Raw genomic sequence first — 16,368 nt, 5'->3', positions numbered from 1 at the left:
GATCCCGATATTTAGGCAAGTCCGTAGTGATCATCACCATTCGTTTCACGTTATCGTCAAAATTAATCAGATAATTCCCGAACAGGACATAACGCTCACGGCGCTTTTCAAAGTCAGCTTCGCTGATCTTCCAGGCGAACCATCGGGACCAGTCAGGGGTGGGCAAAGTGTCGTCTTCAAGGTGGGAAGTGGCGGGATGGCTCATCGCTTCAACCTTCCTGCCGCTGATCGAGCGCCCAGCGCCAAACGGTAATTCCGCGAGCCACGCCACTGGCGATATCCGGGAAGATGTCCCCGCTCTCGAAACGGCGTAGAGAGTCGTGCCGGGCATCGCTCCACCACCAACCGCTTTGTGGGCAGGTCTGGCCTGAATGCAGGATCGATTCGATAGGCGGTGGCGGATATTGGCGGGCGTAATCGGCCCAGTCCTTGGGATAGAACTGCATATCGCGGTAGCTGCTGTCATCGATGCGTAGCAGCCATGTGACAGCCGCTGCCTCCCACGACCAGTAGCCGTAGTGGAGATAACCACCCTCTTCGTGTTGGTCAATGTAGGGCTCGCGACGGCTGGCGTGGTACCACTCGTCCAGGTAGCTTGCGAGCAGTGCAGCGCGTTTGGCCGGAGCGGTGCTGAATACTTTGAGCAACTTGCGGTAGGGCAGGTGCCGGGTGCAACTGTCTGGCGGCAGGCCGCGACTCGGCACGAACGGTCTCACCAAGTGCTCCAGCAAACCGTCGCGCACCCCCATCAGCTCGTTGGCGTAATCGAGAAACGCCATGACCCTTGGCATGGTGTGGGCGTAGCCGCTGAGCAGGCCGAAGCAGGTCAGGCGCAGGGCCACGATCCAGTATTCTTCGGTGCGTAGGGCGGCATGCGGGGCCATGTAATTTCCCGCTTCGGGCGACTGGTCAAACAGTGCATCGAAGTAGCCGTATTCTTCTGCCCATTCCAGTGCGTAAGGCCAGACCTCGACCAGTTGCTCCACTGGTGCGCCAGCGGAATATTGCAGGTTGGTCCAGTCGAGGGCGTCCCAGAGCCTCTGATTCGTAGAAGTCATTAACCCACCGGGCTTTGAGCGTTCGCGATACTTGGGTAAGTCCGTGGTGATCATGTGCATACGGCCCATGAAGTCGTCGAAACGCTCAGGATAATTTTTGTAGAGCACATAGCGCTCACGACGTAGTTCAAAGTCTGCTTCGCTCATTTTCCAACTGAGCCAACGAGACCAGTCAGGGGCAGGCAAATTAGGCATAACTTCACTCACTTGATTAGCATCTGAGTAGGTAAAACGAATTCGGTACTGATCTGATGTGACACTGAGGCTTTGCAGCATTTAGGCGTGACAGGCCCCTTGGCTCGCTCATGCAGGTTGTGGTTGGGGCCGACCACCGTAATCAGGCTGCGGTCGTAAGGGCACTTCACTAACTGGCGAGTGGCTTCACCGTTTTCGACACGGGTTTCAGCCCCCATCTTGAATTCGACGCTCCTCCAGGCCTCAATCTGGCGCCCCAGAATTAACTTGTGCTGCTCAACCAACTGAGCATCCCGAATCTTCGCCGCAATCCACTTATGACTCAGCTGTCGCCCATCCCCCACCGTGGGTTTGTTCACCGCACGCTCCACGCGCTTTTCATCCTCCATCCCCAAGTACGCATCAATCCCGTACTCCAGCCCGGCAAACACCGCCTTGGCCGTTTCCAGTTTGTGAAACGCGCCGCCCGTGCCCTTGGTGTCGCTGATGCGATAACCCGACGGCAAGCCGCCGCCATGCCACACATGGTCAATGCCCCGATGCCCTGGCTGGCTCATTTCATACAGCTTGCCGCGATGGTTGACCTTGGCCCGACGGCGCTGGCGTTTGACGAAGTAGTAATCGGTGATGTGTTCGCCCGAGACGCTGATCTGATGGGGCCTTTGACTGGAGCGTTCGCTCTGCCTCTGTTGTGCCGTCACCCGCCCTTGAGCCGGTAATTGAGTGCCGGCCGTGGGAGTCGCCACGTTGCCGCTAGCCTGGCTATTGGGCGCAGGCGCTCTGCTCCCTCCAGGCGCTGCAGGTGTGCGCGCGGTGGTGTTCGGTAGGGGATCGGCCAGGGCTTTTTGGTGAGCGCGCTTGAGGGTGTTCATTGCCTCGGTGATCTGGCGCTGGGCCATATCCTGAAGCTGGCGCAACTGTTCGATCAGACGTTCCACGCCTTTGCGCCCCAATGCCCAGGTCGACAGGCTACGGCTGAGCATGTTGATCAGCCCGGACAGTATCGTGTCGATGTTCTGGATGATTTCGGCGGTGTAACGCGCCCAATCCAGCTGGCGAAACCAGGTTTCGATATCGCCGCGCACGTGGCGCGGCAAGCTATCGAGAATGCGCCCCATGGGCTTGCCGTGACGCAGCATGTTGAACACGTTTTTCAGCGCATCGCCAAATCCCGGCACCAGGGCCACCAACGACAGCACCAGATCGAGCCAGTGTTGCCCGCTGTCAGGGGTGCGTGTGAGCTGATAAAGACAACGCAGGATGTTGTATGCATCGACTGCCTGCCCCACAAATGGAATCAGGCCCAACACGGTGCTGACCATCATCTGTGCCAGTGACGCGCCACGACCTTCGACAACCTCTTCAACCCAAGTGAGGATCTGCAAGAAGGTGTCGTCTTCAAGGCGGGAAGTGGCGGGATGGCTCATGACACTTCCTCTTGATCAATCGCCAAGGAAACCTGTTCATGCTCACCCGATGTTACGGGTTCTGACTCATCACTGACGGGGTCCGCAGCGTAGACATAGCTTTCAATCATGTCGTCGTAGTCCAGACGACCTGCCTCTAAAGCCTCAATTTCATCGGCAAAGTAAGTGTTTTTTCGATGTTCCTCCTCTTGCCGCCGGTAGCGTTCAATCGCCTGTTCAGCTTCTTCGGGTGTATCGGGTAAAACGCCAAACACGTCATTTTTTGTCTGTGTGTGGGTGGGAAACGGCTCTCTGATGTCATAGCCAAAAAAAGCAACTCCCGTGCCTGGAGGGTTTTCGATCAGCGCAGTCCCCTGCTCGTCGAGCGTGCCGGTTATTTGCGTGCCGTCCTCAAACTCAACTCCATAAGGTGCGCCGACTTGCGGCTTCAAATCGGCATAGGTGTAATGCAACTCAAGCGGTGGCTTGTTGATGAGTACCGAACCGTCGTGCTCGACCCGCTTGATATTGAGATCCACCTCAGCGCCGCTGATAACAACTGGCCCCGTGGCACTGAAGTCGAACGTACGACCGTTGATAAGGATGGTGCCGTCAGACTTCATCACCAGAACTGACCTGCCCACCGCAATCGAAAATTCGTCTTCTACTTCGATAGAGTAGGTATGCCCTACGAATTCGGATTTGCTCAGCCCGATTTGCTCACTCTGGTTGAGTCCCACTGTTGTATTCATGGCCCCACCTATTGTTCGCTGGTAGGCCGCACCAATGGTCAGCGCTTTGGCCAAACCGATGGTTTCGGCTTTGGCCAGCTTGATGGTTTCAGCCTTGTTGCCGCCGATGGTCACGCTGCGGTTGGCACCGATGCTGATGGTTTCGTTCTGGCCGACGTCTTCGGTGCGGTGGTCGCCAATGGACACGGTTTCGTTGTGTTCCACCCGTTCGCTGCGGTCGTTGCCGACGAAGATGCCGTTGTTGTTTTTGATATGGACGTTCTTGTCCTTTTCGGCATGGATAAACACTTCCTGTTGCCCCAGCTCATCCTCAAAGCGCAGTTCGTTGAAGCCTTCGCCCTTGTGGGTGCGGCTTTTGATGGTCATGCGCGTTTTGTGTTTGGGAAGCTCATACGGCGGCAGGTTGGTCTCGCGGTAAGTGCGGCCCGTGGCGATAGGCTGGTCGGGGTCGCCGTCGAGGTAGCTGATGATCAGTTCCTGGCCCACGCGGGGTATCGCCATCGCGCCCCAGGTCGCGCCGGCCCAGCCCTGAGCCACACGAATCCAGCACGAACTCTGATCGTTGTTTTTATCAGCGCGATCCCACGGGAACTGCATCTTGACCCGGCCCCATTCATCGCAATAGATCTCTTCCCCCGGCGGGCCGACCACCGTGGCGATCTGTGGGCCGTCGATGCAGGGTTTGTCGCGCAGCGGGGCTTTCCAATCGGAGGTCCAGCGGATGGCGCTGGCCTTCATTTCATAAGAGGTGCCGAGGCCGCTACCAAACGATTCTTCCTGCAGGCTGGTGTGCTGCTTGCCTTCGTGGCTGATGGCGATGGTGCGCCAGCGATCGTTGAAGTCCTCGCGGGGATGCTCGTTCAGGTCGAAGGCCAGGCCCGGTTGCAGGCGCGCGTCGTCGCCTTCCAGATGGGCCAGCTTGGCGTCGTTGCGCAGGGCTGCCAGGCGGGTCTTGGTGAAGGGCTTGCCGGCGATGTCACGTTTGTAGCGGCCAGGGTAGTCGTAGCGTTCGTAATCTTTATGTTGATTATTCAGGTCCTGGTCACCGGTGGCGGTGTGCTGCTGGTTGTAGCGCGGGTGGGTAAAGGTGTAGTCGCGCTGCACCTGCACGGCGGTGCGCACTTGCTCGGTGTAGTGGAAGCGGTTCAAGGCCGGCTCTTTGGAATCACCGCCACCCATGGGCTGGTAAATCACCGGGCAATCGCTCTGGGTGCCGATGGTGCCCAGGCCGCCGACGCGGTCAGTGAGGACGAGGGTGTGGCCGTCGGCGCGGTGTTCGAAGGTGTAGAGCAGGCCTTCTTCGGCAGCCAGACGGGCGATGAAGTCGAGGTCGGTTTCGCCGGCTTGTACGCAGTACTCGCGGGGTTGGTGCTCGAAGCAGATTTCGCTGCGCAGGTCGGTCAGTTCATGTTCGGCCAGCACGCGGGTGATGATGTCGGGCACGCTTTGGCCCTGGAAGATGCGCCAGTTGGAGCGCAGATCGAAACGCGCCAGGGTCGGTTCGAGCACGGCGGTGTAGCGGGTGCGGCGAAAGCCGGTGTCGCCCTGCTGAAACAGACTTACCAGACCGTGGACATAACGCACAGGAGTCTCGCCGCGCCAGAGAGTGAAGAGCCCCGCCAGATCGAGTACCTGATTGAAGTCGATGGCGGCGTTGTGGCTGACCAGCTCCAGTTCAAGCTTGAAGGGTTGAGAGAGACCTTCTTCGAGGGTGAACGAGACCACTTCGAAGGGATCGCCCTTCAAGGGCTCAAAGGTGAAACGCAGGTCGCTTTGGCGGGGCATGACGGCTAATCCTTACTTTCACTACTTTCAGTTGCCACCTTCCGATACAACTCCGGCTCCCACCCCTGCGCCGTGGTATCGCGCATTAGCCGTGCAACGTTGGCGTACAGGTCGTCCGCCAGCCATGCCAACCCACGCGAGGCCAGCAGGTCGGCGGCAATTACCGTGGCGTAGCTGCGCTGGCGCGGTGCGTCATGGTTGGCGTGCAGATCCTGCAGGCGCAGCAGCACCACTTCGACGCCTTCGGTATTGAGTTGGGTGGTCAGCTCATCGCGCAGGGCTGCGTATTCCTGCACCGGGCTGCCGGTGGTTTGCGCCTGATCGGCACCGGTGATCCATGCCTGGGTTTGTGTATCAACGAACGGCGTGCCGTCGCTGAAACACAACTCCAACAGGGCCGGCAGGCGGCAGACGAAACGTTCGCAGGTCTGGCGGATGGCAGCGGCCACTTCCTCCATTGCCAGGCGCGAGGCGACCTGGGCGGCCAGGTAGCTGCCGCGCAACCAGTACGGTGAAGCGCAGACGCTTTTTTCGAGACGCAGCAGCAGGTTCGGGTCCAGCGCATTGTGGTTCAGCGCGTCCTGGTAGCCGTCGACGATATCCTTGGGCACGGCGGTCAATTCAGTGCGACGGTCGCGGGTGATGGGAGGCGCTGTGCGCAAATGTGACCACAGGCCGAAGCGTCGCAATTGATAGCCGGTGGGGTCGTAGGGATCCTGCTGATTGATCTGCTCGGCCATGCTCAACACGGCGCGGCGTTGTTCACGCTCATTGCCCGGCGCCTGCGGTTTTGGGCTGGTGAAAAACGCTGAATCCAGAACGCTGCCAGAGGTGACTGCACGGGTGGTTTCGTTCGCAACAACCGGCTCGCTGTATTTGCCCAACTGTCGTTGCAGTGCATCCAACGGGGCGGGATCGAACCTGGCGTTTTCCACGCATCGTTGCAGGGTAGCCACGGCCAATTCCGCAGCCGCTTGGCAAGCCGGGGTAAAGCTACTGCGATCCAGAGACGGCAACACCTGCCCCAGGTTCTCCAACAGGCGCTGCACCTGCTTACGCTTGTTCAGATAGCCCGTCGGGCCGGGCTTGGGGTGGGCACTGTCCCAATACAGTTCGACCATACCGGCCACCAAACCCAACGCATCCGCCCAGCGTGCCCATTGCCGGGTGCGCAGCCACACCACTTGCAGATGACCGAGGATGCGCCAGTGCTTGCACTGAGTGGCCAGGTATTCGCGGGAGGCTTCGTCGATATACGGCCAATCGATATCGCTTTCACGCAGGCCGCCGAGCTTGACCATTTCCTGATCGATGGCCTGATAGGTTTCATCCTCCACATCGAAATGGCCGGCGAGTTGCTCTGGGTCAATAGGTGTCAGCAGCAGCTTGACACTGTCCGCCGGCACGTCGATCACCAGCGACATACTTGGCGCTCCTGCTCGATCAGTTCGCCCAGCCCTTCAGCGTCAAACACCAGGCCGTGCAGCCGTGGGTAATCGCTCTCCAGTCGCAGTCGCTGGCCGCCGCCCATGTTGCGCAACAAGGCAATGGCCTGTAGCCCACGTCCGGCATCCACTACCAGGCCGGCATCGTCCAGCACTTGCCACTGATAGGCCTCGGAAACCGGGCGCTCGTCCTTGAACAGCTGAATGCGAATCTTGTTGGGCTTGGCCGGCTCATCCAGCACCAGTTGCAGGCGAGAGATTTTCGATTCGCAACTGATGGCCAGATAGGGCCGAGGCGGCAACGCCCCCAAGGCCGGGGCTGAGATCACTAGCCGTTGTTGCTGGTCGTTGTCCGGTTCTGGAAACGACGACAGCAGGAAACGCTGATCCTCGGGTGGGCGCTTGAGTTCATTGCGTTGCACCAGATCGACAATTGGCAGGACACTGCCAAGGGCGCGTGGCGCCGCTGGTGCGTGATGGATGGGCGTACCCGCGGCCAAATCAAAACACTCCAGGCGCTTCAAGGGCGAGACGATGGAAGGGCAATCTTGTGTCGCCGCCTGCACATCCATTACGGCCAAGACCGCCACACAAAGGCCCCACTTCCATCCTCGCCATCCGTCGCGCATCAACGCCTCCTGATAGGCCACCTTAAACTTTCGAACTAACGCTATTCAGCTTTAAGCTCAACTAATTAACTTTCAGAGCTTCACCGCAGTTCAATGGACAGGCAAGTAAAAGACGAACGACATGACGTTAAACCAGAATAAAAAGAGACTTCCTTCAGACGCATCCACAACAAGCGTAGGAAAAATAGCAGCATTCTTTTAAGCGCAATTTCCTACATCTAAAACTCACGAATCGCGTCGACATCGTCCTACATGACAAATGTTGCAACAGCTGTTTCTAATACGCCGACCTTACGAAAAGGATTCTTCCCATGTCGAAAACTCACGGCTCTGTCGCGCCCAAAGAGCGCATCAACATCAAGTACGTCCCGGCAACGGGCGACCAACAAGCTGAAGTAGAGCTCCCCCTGAAACTGTTGGTTACGGGTGACTTCAAAGGCCACGGCGAAATTACCGCCCTAGAAGACCGACAGTCCATTCGCATCGACAAAGACACTTTCAACGAAGTACTGACCAAAGCCGAAGTTACCTTGGACATGGCAGTACCGTCCGTTCTGAACAACGACCACGACACCGATCTGAATGTGCAGCTTCAATTCAAAAGCATCAATGACTTCGGCCCCGACGCCGTTGCCCGGCAAGTACCTGAATTGAACAAGTTGCTGGAACTTCGGGAAGCCCTGGTTGCGCTCAAAGGCCCTATGGGCAACGTCCCGGCCTTTCGCAAACATCTGCAAAACCTGCTGACCGATGAAACCGCCCGCCAACGCCTGGCCAGCGAGCTGAACCTGGTGCTCGACGCGCCAAACAACTGACTTGAACGCCCTTCTCAACGGAGTACTCCCCATGCCTATGGAAAGCGCCGCCGCCCAAGTGTTGGTGGCTGACGAACAGCCGTCGCTACTTGATCAACTGCTGGCCAACACCACCATGCGCCCATCTCAGGAAGGCTACGCGGTAGCTCGCCAAGGCGTGGCTGCGTTCATCAGCGAGATCCTGCAAAGCGGCGATCACCAGCAGCCGGTCAACAAACATCGGGTCGACCAGATGATCGCCGAGATCGACCGCGCTCTTAGCAAACAGATGGACGTGATTTTGCATCAACCGCAGTTCCAGCAACTGGAGTCATCGTGGCGTGGGCTGAAGCTGCTGGTGGATCGCACGGATTTTCGCGAAAACATCAAGCTGGAAATGCTGCATGTCACCAAAGAAGAGCTACTGGACGACTTCGACAACGCCGGCGACATTACCCGCAGCGGCTTGTACAAGCACGTCTACACCGCTGGCTACGGCCAGTTTGGTGGTGAGCCCGTTGGCGCCATCGTCGGCAACTACACCTTTGGCCCTAGTTCGCCAGACATCAAGTTACTCAGTTATGTGGCCTCCATCGGCGCCATGTCCCACGCGCCGTTCGTCTCGGCGGCAGGCCCAGAGTTGTTCAACCTGGAAGGTTTCCAGGGCCTGCCCGATCTCAAGGAAATCAGCGATATTTTTGACGGCCCACGCCACAACAAATGGCGCAGCCTTCGTGAATCCGAAGATGCCCGCCATCTGGCCCTGACCCTGCCGCGCTTCCTGCTGCGCACGCCGTACAGCACCGACGACAACGCCACCCGCAGCTTCGGCTATGACGAAACCGTCGACGGCAACCACGACAACTTCCTTTGGGGCAACACTGCCTTTCTGATGGCATCGCGGATCACCGAAAGTTTCGCCCGCTACCGCTGGTGTCCGAACATTATCGGCCCACAATCCGGCGGCGCAGTGGACGATCTGCCCGTGCATCTGTACGAATCCCTCGGCCAGTTGCAGGCGAAGATCCCCACCGAAGTGCTGATTTCCGACCGCAAAGAGTTTGAGCTGGCCGAAGCCGGGTTCATCCCGCTGACCATGCGCAAGGACAGCGACAACGCGGCGTTCTTCTCCGCCAACTCGGTGCAGAAGCCGAAGAACTTCCCCAAGACTCGAGAAGGCCAGGAAGCCCAGACGAACTACAAGCTCGGCACCCAGTTGCCGTACCTGTTTATCGTCAATCGCCTGGCCCATTACATCAAGGTGCTGCAACGCGAACAGATCGGCAGCTGGAAGGAACGCCAGGACCTGGAGCGCGAGCTGAACATGTGGCTCAAGCAGTACATCGCCGATCAGGAGAACCCGTCGACCGACGTGCGCAGCCGTCGCCCTTTGCGTGCCGCGAAAATTGAAGTTCAGGACGTGGACGGCAATCCGGGTTGGTACCAGGTGTCCTTGGCGGTACGTCCGCACTTCAAGTACATGGGCGCCAACTTCGAGATCTCATTGGTTGGTCGGCTGGGCACTCAATAAGTGGGCGGCAGCCTGTTCGAACGCCTCGAACCCGACGCACCGCGCTACCGCCCAAGCAGCGCGGATGAGCAGGCGCGCCAGCGTGTCGAGGCGATCAAACGCCACCTGGAACAGGTGCTCAACTCACGTCAGGGCTGCTCGCAAAGCAGCCCTGAACTGGGCCTGTGCGACTTCAACGGGGTCACCCAGGCCAGCAGTGATCTGGTGGTCGCCATCAGCACCGACATCCGGCGCTCGGTGGAGGCCTTTGAACCGCGCATCCAGGTGACGGGCGTGCGCTATCAACCCAACCCGGACTTGCCGCTGGAACTGAACTTTCGCCTGGATTGCCAGGTGCGGGTCAACCACAAGGAAGAACAGGTGCAGATCGAAGTGGCCATGCATGGCCGCGACGGCTACACCCGCGTGAAATGAGGATGCGATGGACTTGAAACAACGCTTTGCCGAGGAGTTGCGCTACCTGCGCGAACTCGGCCGCGAGTTTGCCGAGGACAACCCGCAGCTGGCGCTATTTCTCGGCGATCAGGCCGGCGACCCGGACGTGGAGCGGCTGCTGGAGGGCTTTGCCTTCCTCACCGCCAAGTTGGGGATGAAGATCGACGACGACTTGCCGGAGCTGACCCATCCGCTATTGCAGATGCTCTGGCCCAACTACCTGCGCTCCCTGCCCAGCGCGACCATCATCCGTTTTGCACCGCTGCCCGATGCAATCAGCCAACGGCAGGTGATTCCCAAGGGCACGCCACTGTTTGCCAAACCGGTGAACGGTATCTCCTGCCAGTTTCGCACCTGCACTGACGTCAACCTGTACCCGCTGGCCTTGCAGGAAGTCAGCGACGCCCACAGCCGTGAAGCGTCGGTGATGCGCATCGACCTCAAGGTGTTGACCGAGCAACCCCTCACCAGCATGGCCTGCGACCAGCTGGACTTTCACCTGGGCGGCGACAACGCCACCGCACTGACTTTGTACCTGTGGCTCGCCCATTACCTGGACAGCATCACCCTACAGATCAATGGACAAAGCTATCGTCTGTCGACCAAGGATATTGGCTTCCCAGGCTTCACCGCCGACGAGGCGTTGCTGCCCTACCCGCGCAATGTGTTCGATGGCTACCGCATCCTGCAGGAATACTTTGTATTTCCGCAGCGGTTCCATTTTTTCAGCCTGACCCGTCTGGCCCACATTTGGCCGGATATCAGTGCCACCACGCTGCGCTTCGAATTTCAGTTCACCCGGCCCATGCCGCCCGACATCCGCCTGCGCACCAGTGACCTCCACCTGTATTGCGCACCGGCAGTCAACCTGTTCCGACATGATGCCAACCCCATCGCGCTGGACGGGCGCAGCCTGGAACGGCGTATCAGCCCCAGTGGCAACTGCCCCGAAGCCTACGAGATTTTCAGTGTCGACCAGGTGGCCGGTTGGGACGCCGCGGACAAGGAGCGCAAGGGCGATCCGTTGCGGCGCTTTACCCCGTTCGAGTCGTTCCAGCATGAGATCGAGCACGCGCGAGGCCGTACAGCACTGTATTTCCGCACGCATATCGAGGAGTCACACGGGCGTGAGGGCTTGCGCCATCGCATCGCCTTTGTGCGCGGCGATGAAAGCCTGTACATCGGCGAACATGAAGCGGCGTCCATCGAATTGACTTGCAGCAACCGCGACCTGCCGCAGTTGCTGGGCGTGGGAGATGTATCGCTGTCCACCGAGGTTACGCCGTCGTTCGCCACCTACACCAACCTGATTGCCCCCACTCGTAGCTACAGGCCGGTGCTGGACAGCAGCCTGCACTGGACGCTGATTTCCAACCTGTCGCTGAACTACCTGTCGCTGCTGTCGGCCGAGCCGCTCAAGGCGGTGATCCGTGCCTATGACTTCGCCGCCTTGCACGACCTGCAACAGGCACGCGCCACCCGCAAACGCCTCAATGGCATCCACGAGGCCGTGACCACCCCCATCGACTGGCTGATGAAAGGCCTGCCGGTGCGCGGCTTGCAGACCCGTCTGCAACTGGACCAGAACGCCTTCCTCTGCGAGGGCGATCTGTACCTGTTCGCCAGCGTGCTTTCGCACTTCTTCGCCCTGTACGCGAGCATCAACTCCTTCCATCGCCTGGAAGTGATCAATACCACCAACAACGAGCGTTACGAATGGCCACTGTTGACCGGCAGACAACCCGTGATCTAGCCGACGTGCTGCTGGCCGACGCGCGGAACTACTCGTTTCACCGTCTGCTGGAGCATCTGCACGCTTTGCATGGCGATGACCTGGAGGCGCAGCCCTTGAGTGCGGCGGCGCGCCGTCGTGTGCGCCTGCAAAGCCATGCGGGGCTGGGCTTTCCTGCCTCAGATGTGGTCGTGGCCGCACGTGTGGAAGACGATCGCGAAGAAGTGCGCTATCGCTTGCAGACCAGCTTCTTTGGCCTGCACGGCACCGACTCGCCCCTGCCCGGCTACTACCTCGATCGCCTGGCCTACGAACAGGCCCAGGAGCGAGGGATTCGCCCGGCGTTCATGGACTTTTTCAATCATCGTTTGCTGACCCTGCTGCACCACAGTTGGCGCAAGTACCGCTACTACATCCGCTTTCAGGCAGAAGCCAGCGACCGCTTTTCGCGCTATGTGTTTTCCCTGATCGGGTTGAATGACAACGACCTGCGCGGCGCCACGCCGCTGCCCTGGGGGCGGCTGCTGAGCTTTGCCGGGTTGATCGCCAGTCGCAGCCGTTCGCCTTCGTTGGTGTCCGGCATTGTCGAACACTGCTTCGACCTGCACGGCGTTCACATCCGTGAATTCGAGGTGCGTTCGGTGAGTTTGCCGCAGCGTCAGCGCATGGTGTTGGGCAAAGCCAACGGCACCTTGGGCAGCGATTTTGTGGTGGGTGACCGCAGCATGACCCGCGCCAGCAAGTTCACCTTGGTGATTCCCAACCTGAGCCAAGCGCGCTTTCGGCAGTTCTTGCCCAGTGGTGAGCAATTTGGACGACTGCGCCAGTTGATGGATTTTTTGCTGCGCGACGTCACCGCCTACGACTTGGAACTTGGGTTGCAAGAAGAGGATGTACCGCCGTTCAACTTGCAACGCGACAGCGGCACCCACTTGGGCTGGACCAGTTTTATCGAACATCAGGAACAACGTCATCCCGCCGTGGTGCGAATTCGGGGGCGCGCATGAAGTTGACTCTGGTTATCAGCAATCCTGCGCAGTTGTTGCATGGGTATCTGCCCAGTCATCGCTTTGGCCCACGGGGTGGCAGCATCGGCAGTGCTGCAGCGGACTGGTGCCTGGAAGATCGCCACAATAGTGTGCAGCCCAACCACTGCGAAATCCGGGTTGTCGAAGGGCGCTTCTGCGTGATCGACCGCAGTGGCAGCACCTACGCCAATGGCCATGATTTGCCGTTGGGGCACAACGTTGCGGTGAGCCTGAACGATGGCGACCTGTTGCAGATTGGTGCGTATCGGGTCGCGGTGCAGCTGGGTGAACACGCCCCAGGTCAGCGTTCGCTCGATGAGCTGTTCAGCGGTCACCCGGAAGGTATGCAAGCCTGGTATTTGGAGGATTTTCCGAGCCTACCCCTACCCGATCCGCGACCTGCTGCTTGCCCGGAGTTCGAACGCCTTTGCCAACCCGTGAATTTGACGGAGCAAGGCGACCCGCTGCGAGCGATGAATGAGGTGGAACCACCAAAACCTCTGGCCGACATTTGCACGGCTGCACCCAAGAACCCCGTCAGCCTGCTCAGCAACCTGCGCCTGGGCACCTTATTGCTGGCCTGCCTCACCCTCGGCGGCTGCACCATGCTCGGCAAAGTCGGCCAAGTGATCTGGACCCCGTCAATTCCGGTCGGCGGCCCCGACGATCAGCCCAGCCGTTACTCCCTGAGCCTGCACGCCAGCGACCACGTTAACCCGCGCCTGATCAGCACCGGCACAGCAACGGATGAAGACGCAAGCCGTGCGCCCTACACCCTCAACGTTCAGGCGAGCAACCCGCAAGCACTGACGGACAAAGTGCAAACCCTGCTCAACCACCTTTACGAGAGCGTACCCGCCCAGTCGCCGCTGACATTGGAACCCGAGCCTGTGGTGCCGATGTCACCCCTCGAAGACACGCTGTTGGGCCAATACGACGCCCAAGGCGTCAGCCTGACCACGCCATGGGGCAACCCGGCGCTGCAGCACGTCGCCACGCCGATCGCCTTCAAGGTCTTGCAACTGACCGACGACTCGCTGCTGGTCAACGCCAGCCCCCAGGCCATGGCTGAAGACATGAAAAAGACCTTGGGCAGTACCTATATCCGCGCCGACGACTACCTGCTCCTGCCCGGCCAATTCAAGTTCGTCGACCTGCGCCCTCTGGACGAGGACACCCGATTTATCGCGGTGATCGCCAACTACCACAGCACCGACGTCGGCCAGTGGAAACAGCGTCTGCGCGTCGAGCCCAAGGGCCGGCAGTACGCCGTGCTGGTCCAGTTGGACGCCGAGCAGGTCAGCCTCAAAGGGGAAACCCGATGACGTCATTTTCAGCCGCTTTTGCGCAGAGTAATTACCGATGAGTTCACGCAACCCCGTCATCTGGCATGAAGGTTTGTTCGTCAAACCCCAACACTTCCAGCAACAGGCCCGCGCCGCCGAAGCCGCTGTGCACCAGCGCCTGCACAGCCTGAACGACGCCCTCTATGGCTTCAGCGAGCTGGAGTTGAACAGCGAATATTTGAGCTTCGGCAAAGTCGCCCTTACCAAGGCGTGTGGAATCATGCCCGACGGCAGTGTCTTTGATATTCCCCGTGACCTGGCGCCGCCCGCCCCACTGGAGATCGCCGACAGCAGCGCGGTCAACCAGATCGTCTACCTGGCCCTGCCGTTGCGGTCCAACGGCGCCCTCGAAGTGCGTTGGCCCGACCGCTACGGCAACAGCCGCTACATCGTCCGGCGCGAAGAAATCCGTGATACCCACAGTGATGACGGCGACCAAGTGGGCATGGACTTGGCCGTGCCCAACCTGCAACTGATGCTCGAACGCAGTGACCGCAGCGCCTTCACCGGCATCGCCATCGGCAGGATCAAAGACAAGCGCCCGGATGGCAGCCTGGTGATGGACGAGCATTTCTACCCCACCAGCCTGTCCTTGCAAGCCGTGCCGGCATTGCACCGCTACCTGGGTGAAGTGGCCGGGCTGATGCGCGAGCGGGCCAAGAACCTGGCTCAGCGTATTGGCTCACCAGGGCAGTCGGGCGTGGCCGACGTCACCGACTTCAACCTGCTGCAAACCCTCAATCGTTTGTTCCCGTTGTTCCAGCACCTGGCCCGCCAACGCCAAGTCCACCCGGAACGGCTTTACATCGCACTGGCCCAGGCCTGCGGCGAACTGGTGACCTTTACCGACGAAGGTCACCTGCCCCAGGAATACCCGGCCTACCAGCACGACAACCTGCGCGAGTCCTTCCAACTTTTGGAGCACACCCTGCGCCGCGCCCTGGGCACCGTGCTGCAACCGCGTGCGGTGTCGCTGCCGATCGTCGAGCAGCTGTACGGCGTACGCACCGCTGCGTTGAACGACAGACGCCTGCTGGACAACGCCGAATTCATCCTCGCCGTGCGGGCCGAACTGCCAGCGGAGAGCCTGCGTCAGCAACTGCCAAAGCAGATCAAGATCAGCTCCACCGAAGGCTTGGAGCAACTGGTCAGCCTGCAATTGCCGGGCATTCCACTGATGCCGCTGCCGGTGGCGCCACGGCACCTGCCGTTCCATGCCGGCTTCAGCTACTTCGAACTCGACCGCCATCACCCCACCTGGGAGAGCCTGAGCAGCGGCAGCGGGTTTGGTTTCCATATTGCCGGCGAGTTCCCGGAGCTGGAACTGCAGTTCTGGGCGATCAGGAGTGAGAAAGATGAGTGAGTCCCTACCCACCGAAGCCTCGCCGCCAGCGGACGACAGCAACCGGATCTTCAGCTATTTGCAACGGGCCACAACCAGCACAGGGTCAGATGTCGTTGAGGAACAGACCGCGCCCAAACCCGAACCACTACTCGCAGACCCCGAATTCGACATGCGCGGCCTGGCCTGGAACCCGCTGTGCGATGCCGCCACGCCGCTGATCGGCCTGGTGATCCGCCTGCGTCGTTTGGACCGACACAACGACGTGCCCGCGCTGTACCAAAGCGTCAGCAACCAGATCACCACGATCATGGAAGAAGTCAGTCAGCTCGACTATGACCCCGGCACGCTCAAGGCCTACTCCTACAGCCTGTGCCTGTTGTTGGATGAGGTGGTCATGAGCACTTCCTGGGGCAAATCCTCAACCTGGAGTGCGCGCTCATTACTTAGCCAATTTCATGAAGAAACCTGGGGTGGTGAAAAATTCTTCACGGTGCTGACCCGCACGAGCACTGAAGCCGCCAAATACCAGCACGCGTTGGAGTTCATGTACCAATGCCTGATTTCCGGCCTCAGGGGCAAGTACGGTAACCAGGCCAAGGGCGATGACGAAATACAAAAGATCATCAACCAACTGCACAGCGTGCTTCGCCCGCTACGCGGTGAAACGCCCAAACGCCTGACCGACCCGCTGAGCAACGTCGCGCCGCGCAACTATCGGATCAAACGCGCCTGGCCGTTGTGGACGCCTTGGGCATTGGCCGCCGCCGTGCTGGCCTGCGCCTACACGATCTACTCGATCCGCCTGAACGCCATCACTCAGGAAGTGCTGGTGTCCCTGGAGCGGATTCTCAACCTGTAACCGATTTTCAGCGTGCTCATCCCGAGCA

General features: G+C 59.7%; 13 protein-coding genes. 8 read left to right on the top strand and 5 right to left on the bottom strand.

Going from position 1 to position 16,368, the window contains the following annotated elements:
* Positions 1–209: 209 nt before the first annotated feature.
* The 5 genes from ACY4LX_RS17225 to vasI are packed head-to-tail and all read right to left on the bottom strand — an operon-like array spanning position 210 to position 7,270.
* On the bottom strand, positions 210–1,205 hold the full coding sequence (locus tag ACY4LX_RS17225) for a PoNe immunity protein domain-containing protein (protein WP_463257182.1): 996 nt from the start codon (positions 1,203–1,205) through the stop codon (positions 210–212).
* Between the two features lie 56 nt (positions 1,206–1,261).
* On the bottom strand, positions 1,262–2,680 hold the full coding sequence (locus ACY4LX_RS17220) for a hypothetical protein (protein WP_463257181.1): 1,419 nt from the start codon (positions 2,678–2,680) through the stop codon (positions 1,262–1,264).
* Positions 2,677–5,196, bottom strand: coding sequence for a type VI secretion system Vgr family protein (locus ACY4LX_RS17215; RefSeq protein WP_463257180.1), 2,520 nt, complete (start codon positions 5,194–5,196; stop codon positions 2,677–2,679). Before ACY4LX_RS17215 ends, ACY4LX_RS17220 begins: the two co-directional genes overlap by 4 nt.
* Before the next feature lie 5 nt (positions 5,197–5,201).
* A complete protein-coding gene (gene tssA, locus ACY4LX_RS17210) occupies positions 5,202–6,620 on the bottom strand; it encodes a type VI secretion system protein TssA (RefSeq protein WP_463257179.1) in 1,419 nt (472 codons plus the stop codon).
* Positions 6,608–7,270 carry a type VI secretion system-associated protein VasI gene (gene vasI, locus ACY4LX_RS17205; RefSeq protein WP_463257178.1) on the bottom strand — a complete coding sequence of 221 codons (663 nt, stop codon included), beginning with the start codon at positions 7,268–7,270 and terminating at the stop codon, positions 6,608–6,610. Before vasI ends, tssA begins: the two co-directional genes overlap by 13 nt.
* 311 nt (positions 7,271–7,581) lie before the next feature.
* Between vasI and tssB the strand changes: the two genes are divergently transcribed.
* Genes tssB through icmH form a run of 8 tightly spaced genes read left to right on the top strand, consistent with a single transcriptional unit; the run spans position 7,582 to position 16,340 of the window.
* Complete coding sequence (gene tssB / locus ACY4LX_RS17200; RefSeq protein ID WP_463257177.1) at positions 7,582–8,085, top strand: type VI secretion system contractile sheath small subunit; 504 nt, start codon at positions 7,582–7,584, stop codon at positions 8,083–8,085.
* A gap of 37 nt (positions 8,086–8,122) precedes the next feature.
* Positions 8,123–9,595, top strand: a complete 1,473-nt coding sequence (tssC, locus tag ACY4LX_RS17195; protein ID WP_463260611.1) for a type VI secretion system contractile sheath large subunit — start codon at positions 8,123–8,125, stop codon at positions 9,593–9,595.
* On the top strand, positions 9,596–10,009 hold the full coding sequence (tssE, locus tag ACY4LX_RS17190) for a type VI secretion system baseplate subunit TssE (protein WP_463257176.1): 414 nt from the start codon (positions 9,596–9,598) through the stop codon (positions 10,007–10,009). It begins immediately after the preceding gene.
* 7 nt (positions 10,010–10,016) lie between these two features.
* Positions 10,017–11,783, top strand: coding sequence for a type VI secretion system baseplate subunit TssF (gene tssF, locus ACY4LX_RS17185; protein WP_463257175.1), 1,767 nt, complete (start codon positions 10,017–10,019; stop codon positions 11,781–11,783).
* Complete coding sequence (gene tssG, locus ACY4LX_RS17180) at positions 11,747–12,769, top strand: type VI secretion system baseplate subunit TssG (protein ID WP_463257174.1); 1,023 nt, start codon at positions 11,747–11,749, stop codon at positions 12,767–12,769. Before tssF ends, tssG begins: the two co-directional genes overlap by 37 nt.
* A complete protein-coding gene (gene tssJ, locus ACY4LX_RS17175) occupies positions 12,766–14,115 on the top strand; it encodes a type VI secretion system lipoprotein TssJ (RefSeq protein WP_463257173.1) in 1,350 nt (449 codons plus the stop codon). The genes tssG and tssJ overlap by 4 nt, the downstream gene beginning before the upstream one ends.
* Before the next feature lie 37 nt (positions 14,116–14,152).
* Positions 14,153–15,499, top strand: a complete 1,347-nt coding sequence (gene tssK / locus ACY4LX_RS17170) for a type VI secretion system baseplate subunit TssK (RefSeq protein WP_463257172.1) — start codon at positions 14,153–14,155, stop codon at positions 15,497–15,499.
* Positions 15,492–16,340 carry a type IVB secretion system protein IcmH/DotU gene (icmH, locus tag ACY4LX_RS17165; protein WP_463257171.1) on the top strand — a complete coding sequence of 283 codons (849 nt, stop codon included), beginning with the start codon at positions 15,492–15,494 and terminating at the stop codon, positions 16,338–16,340. Before tssK ends, icmH begins: the two co-directional genes overlap by 8 nt.
* The last annotated feature ends 28 nt before the right edge of the window (positions 16,341–16,368 follow it).

The sequence above is a fragment of the Pseudomonas sp. Emmai genome (assembly GCF_055179735.1).
Note: the sequence above shows the minus strand (reverse complement) of the source record. Positions and strands in the feature narration are given on the sequence as shown.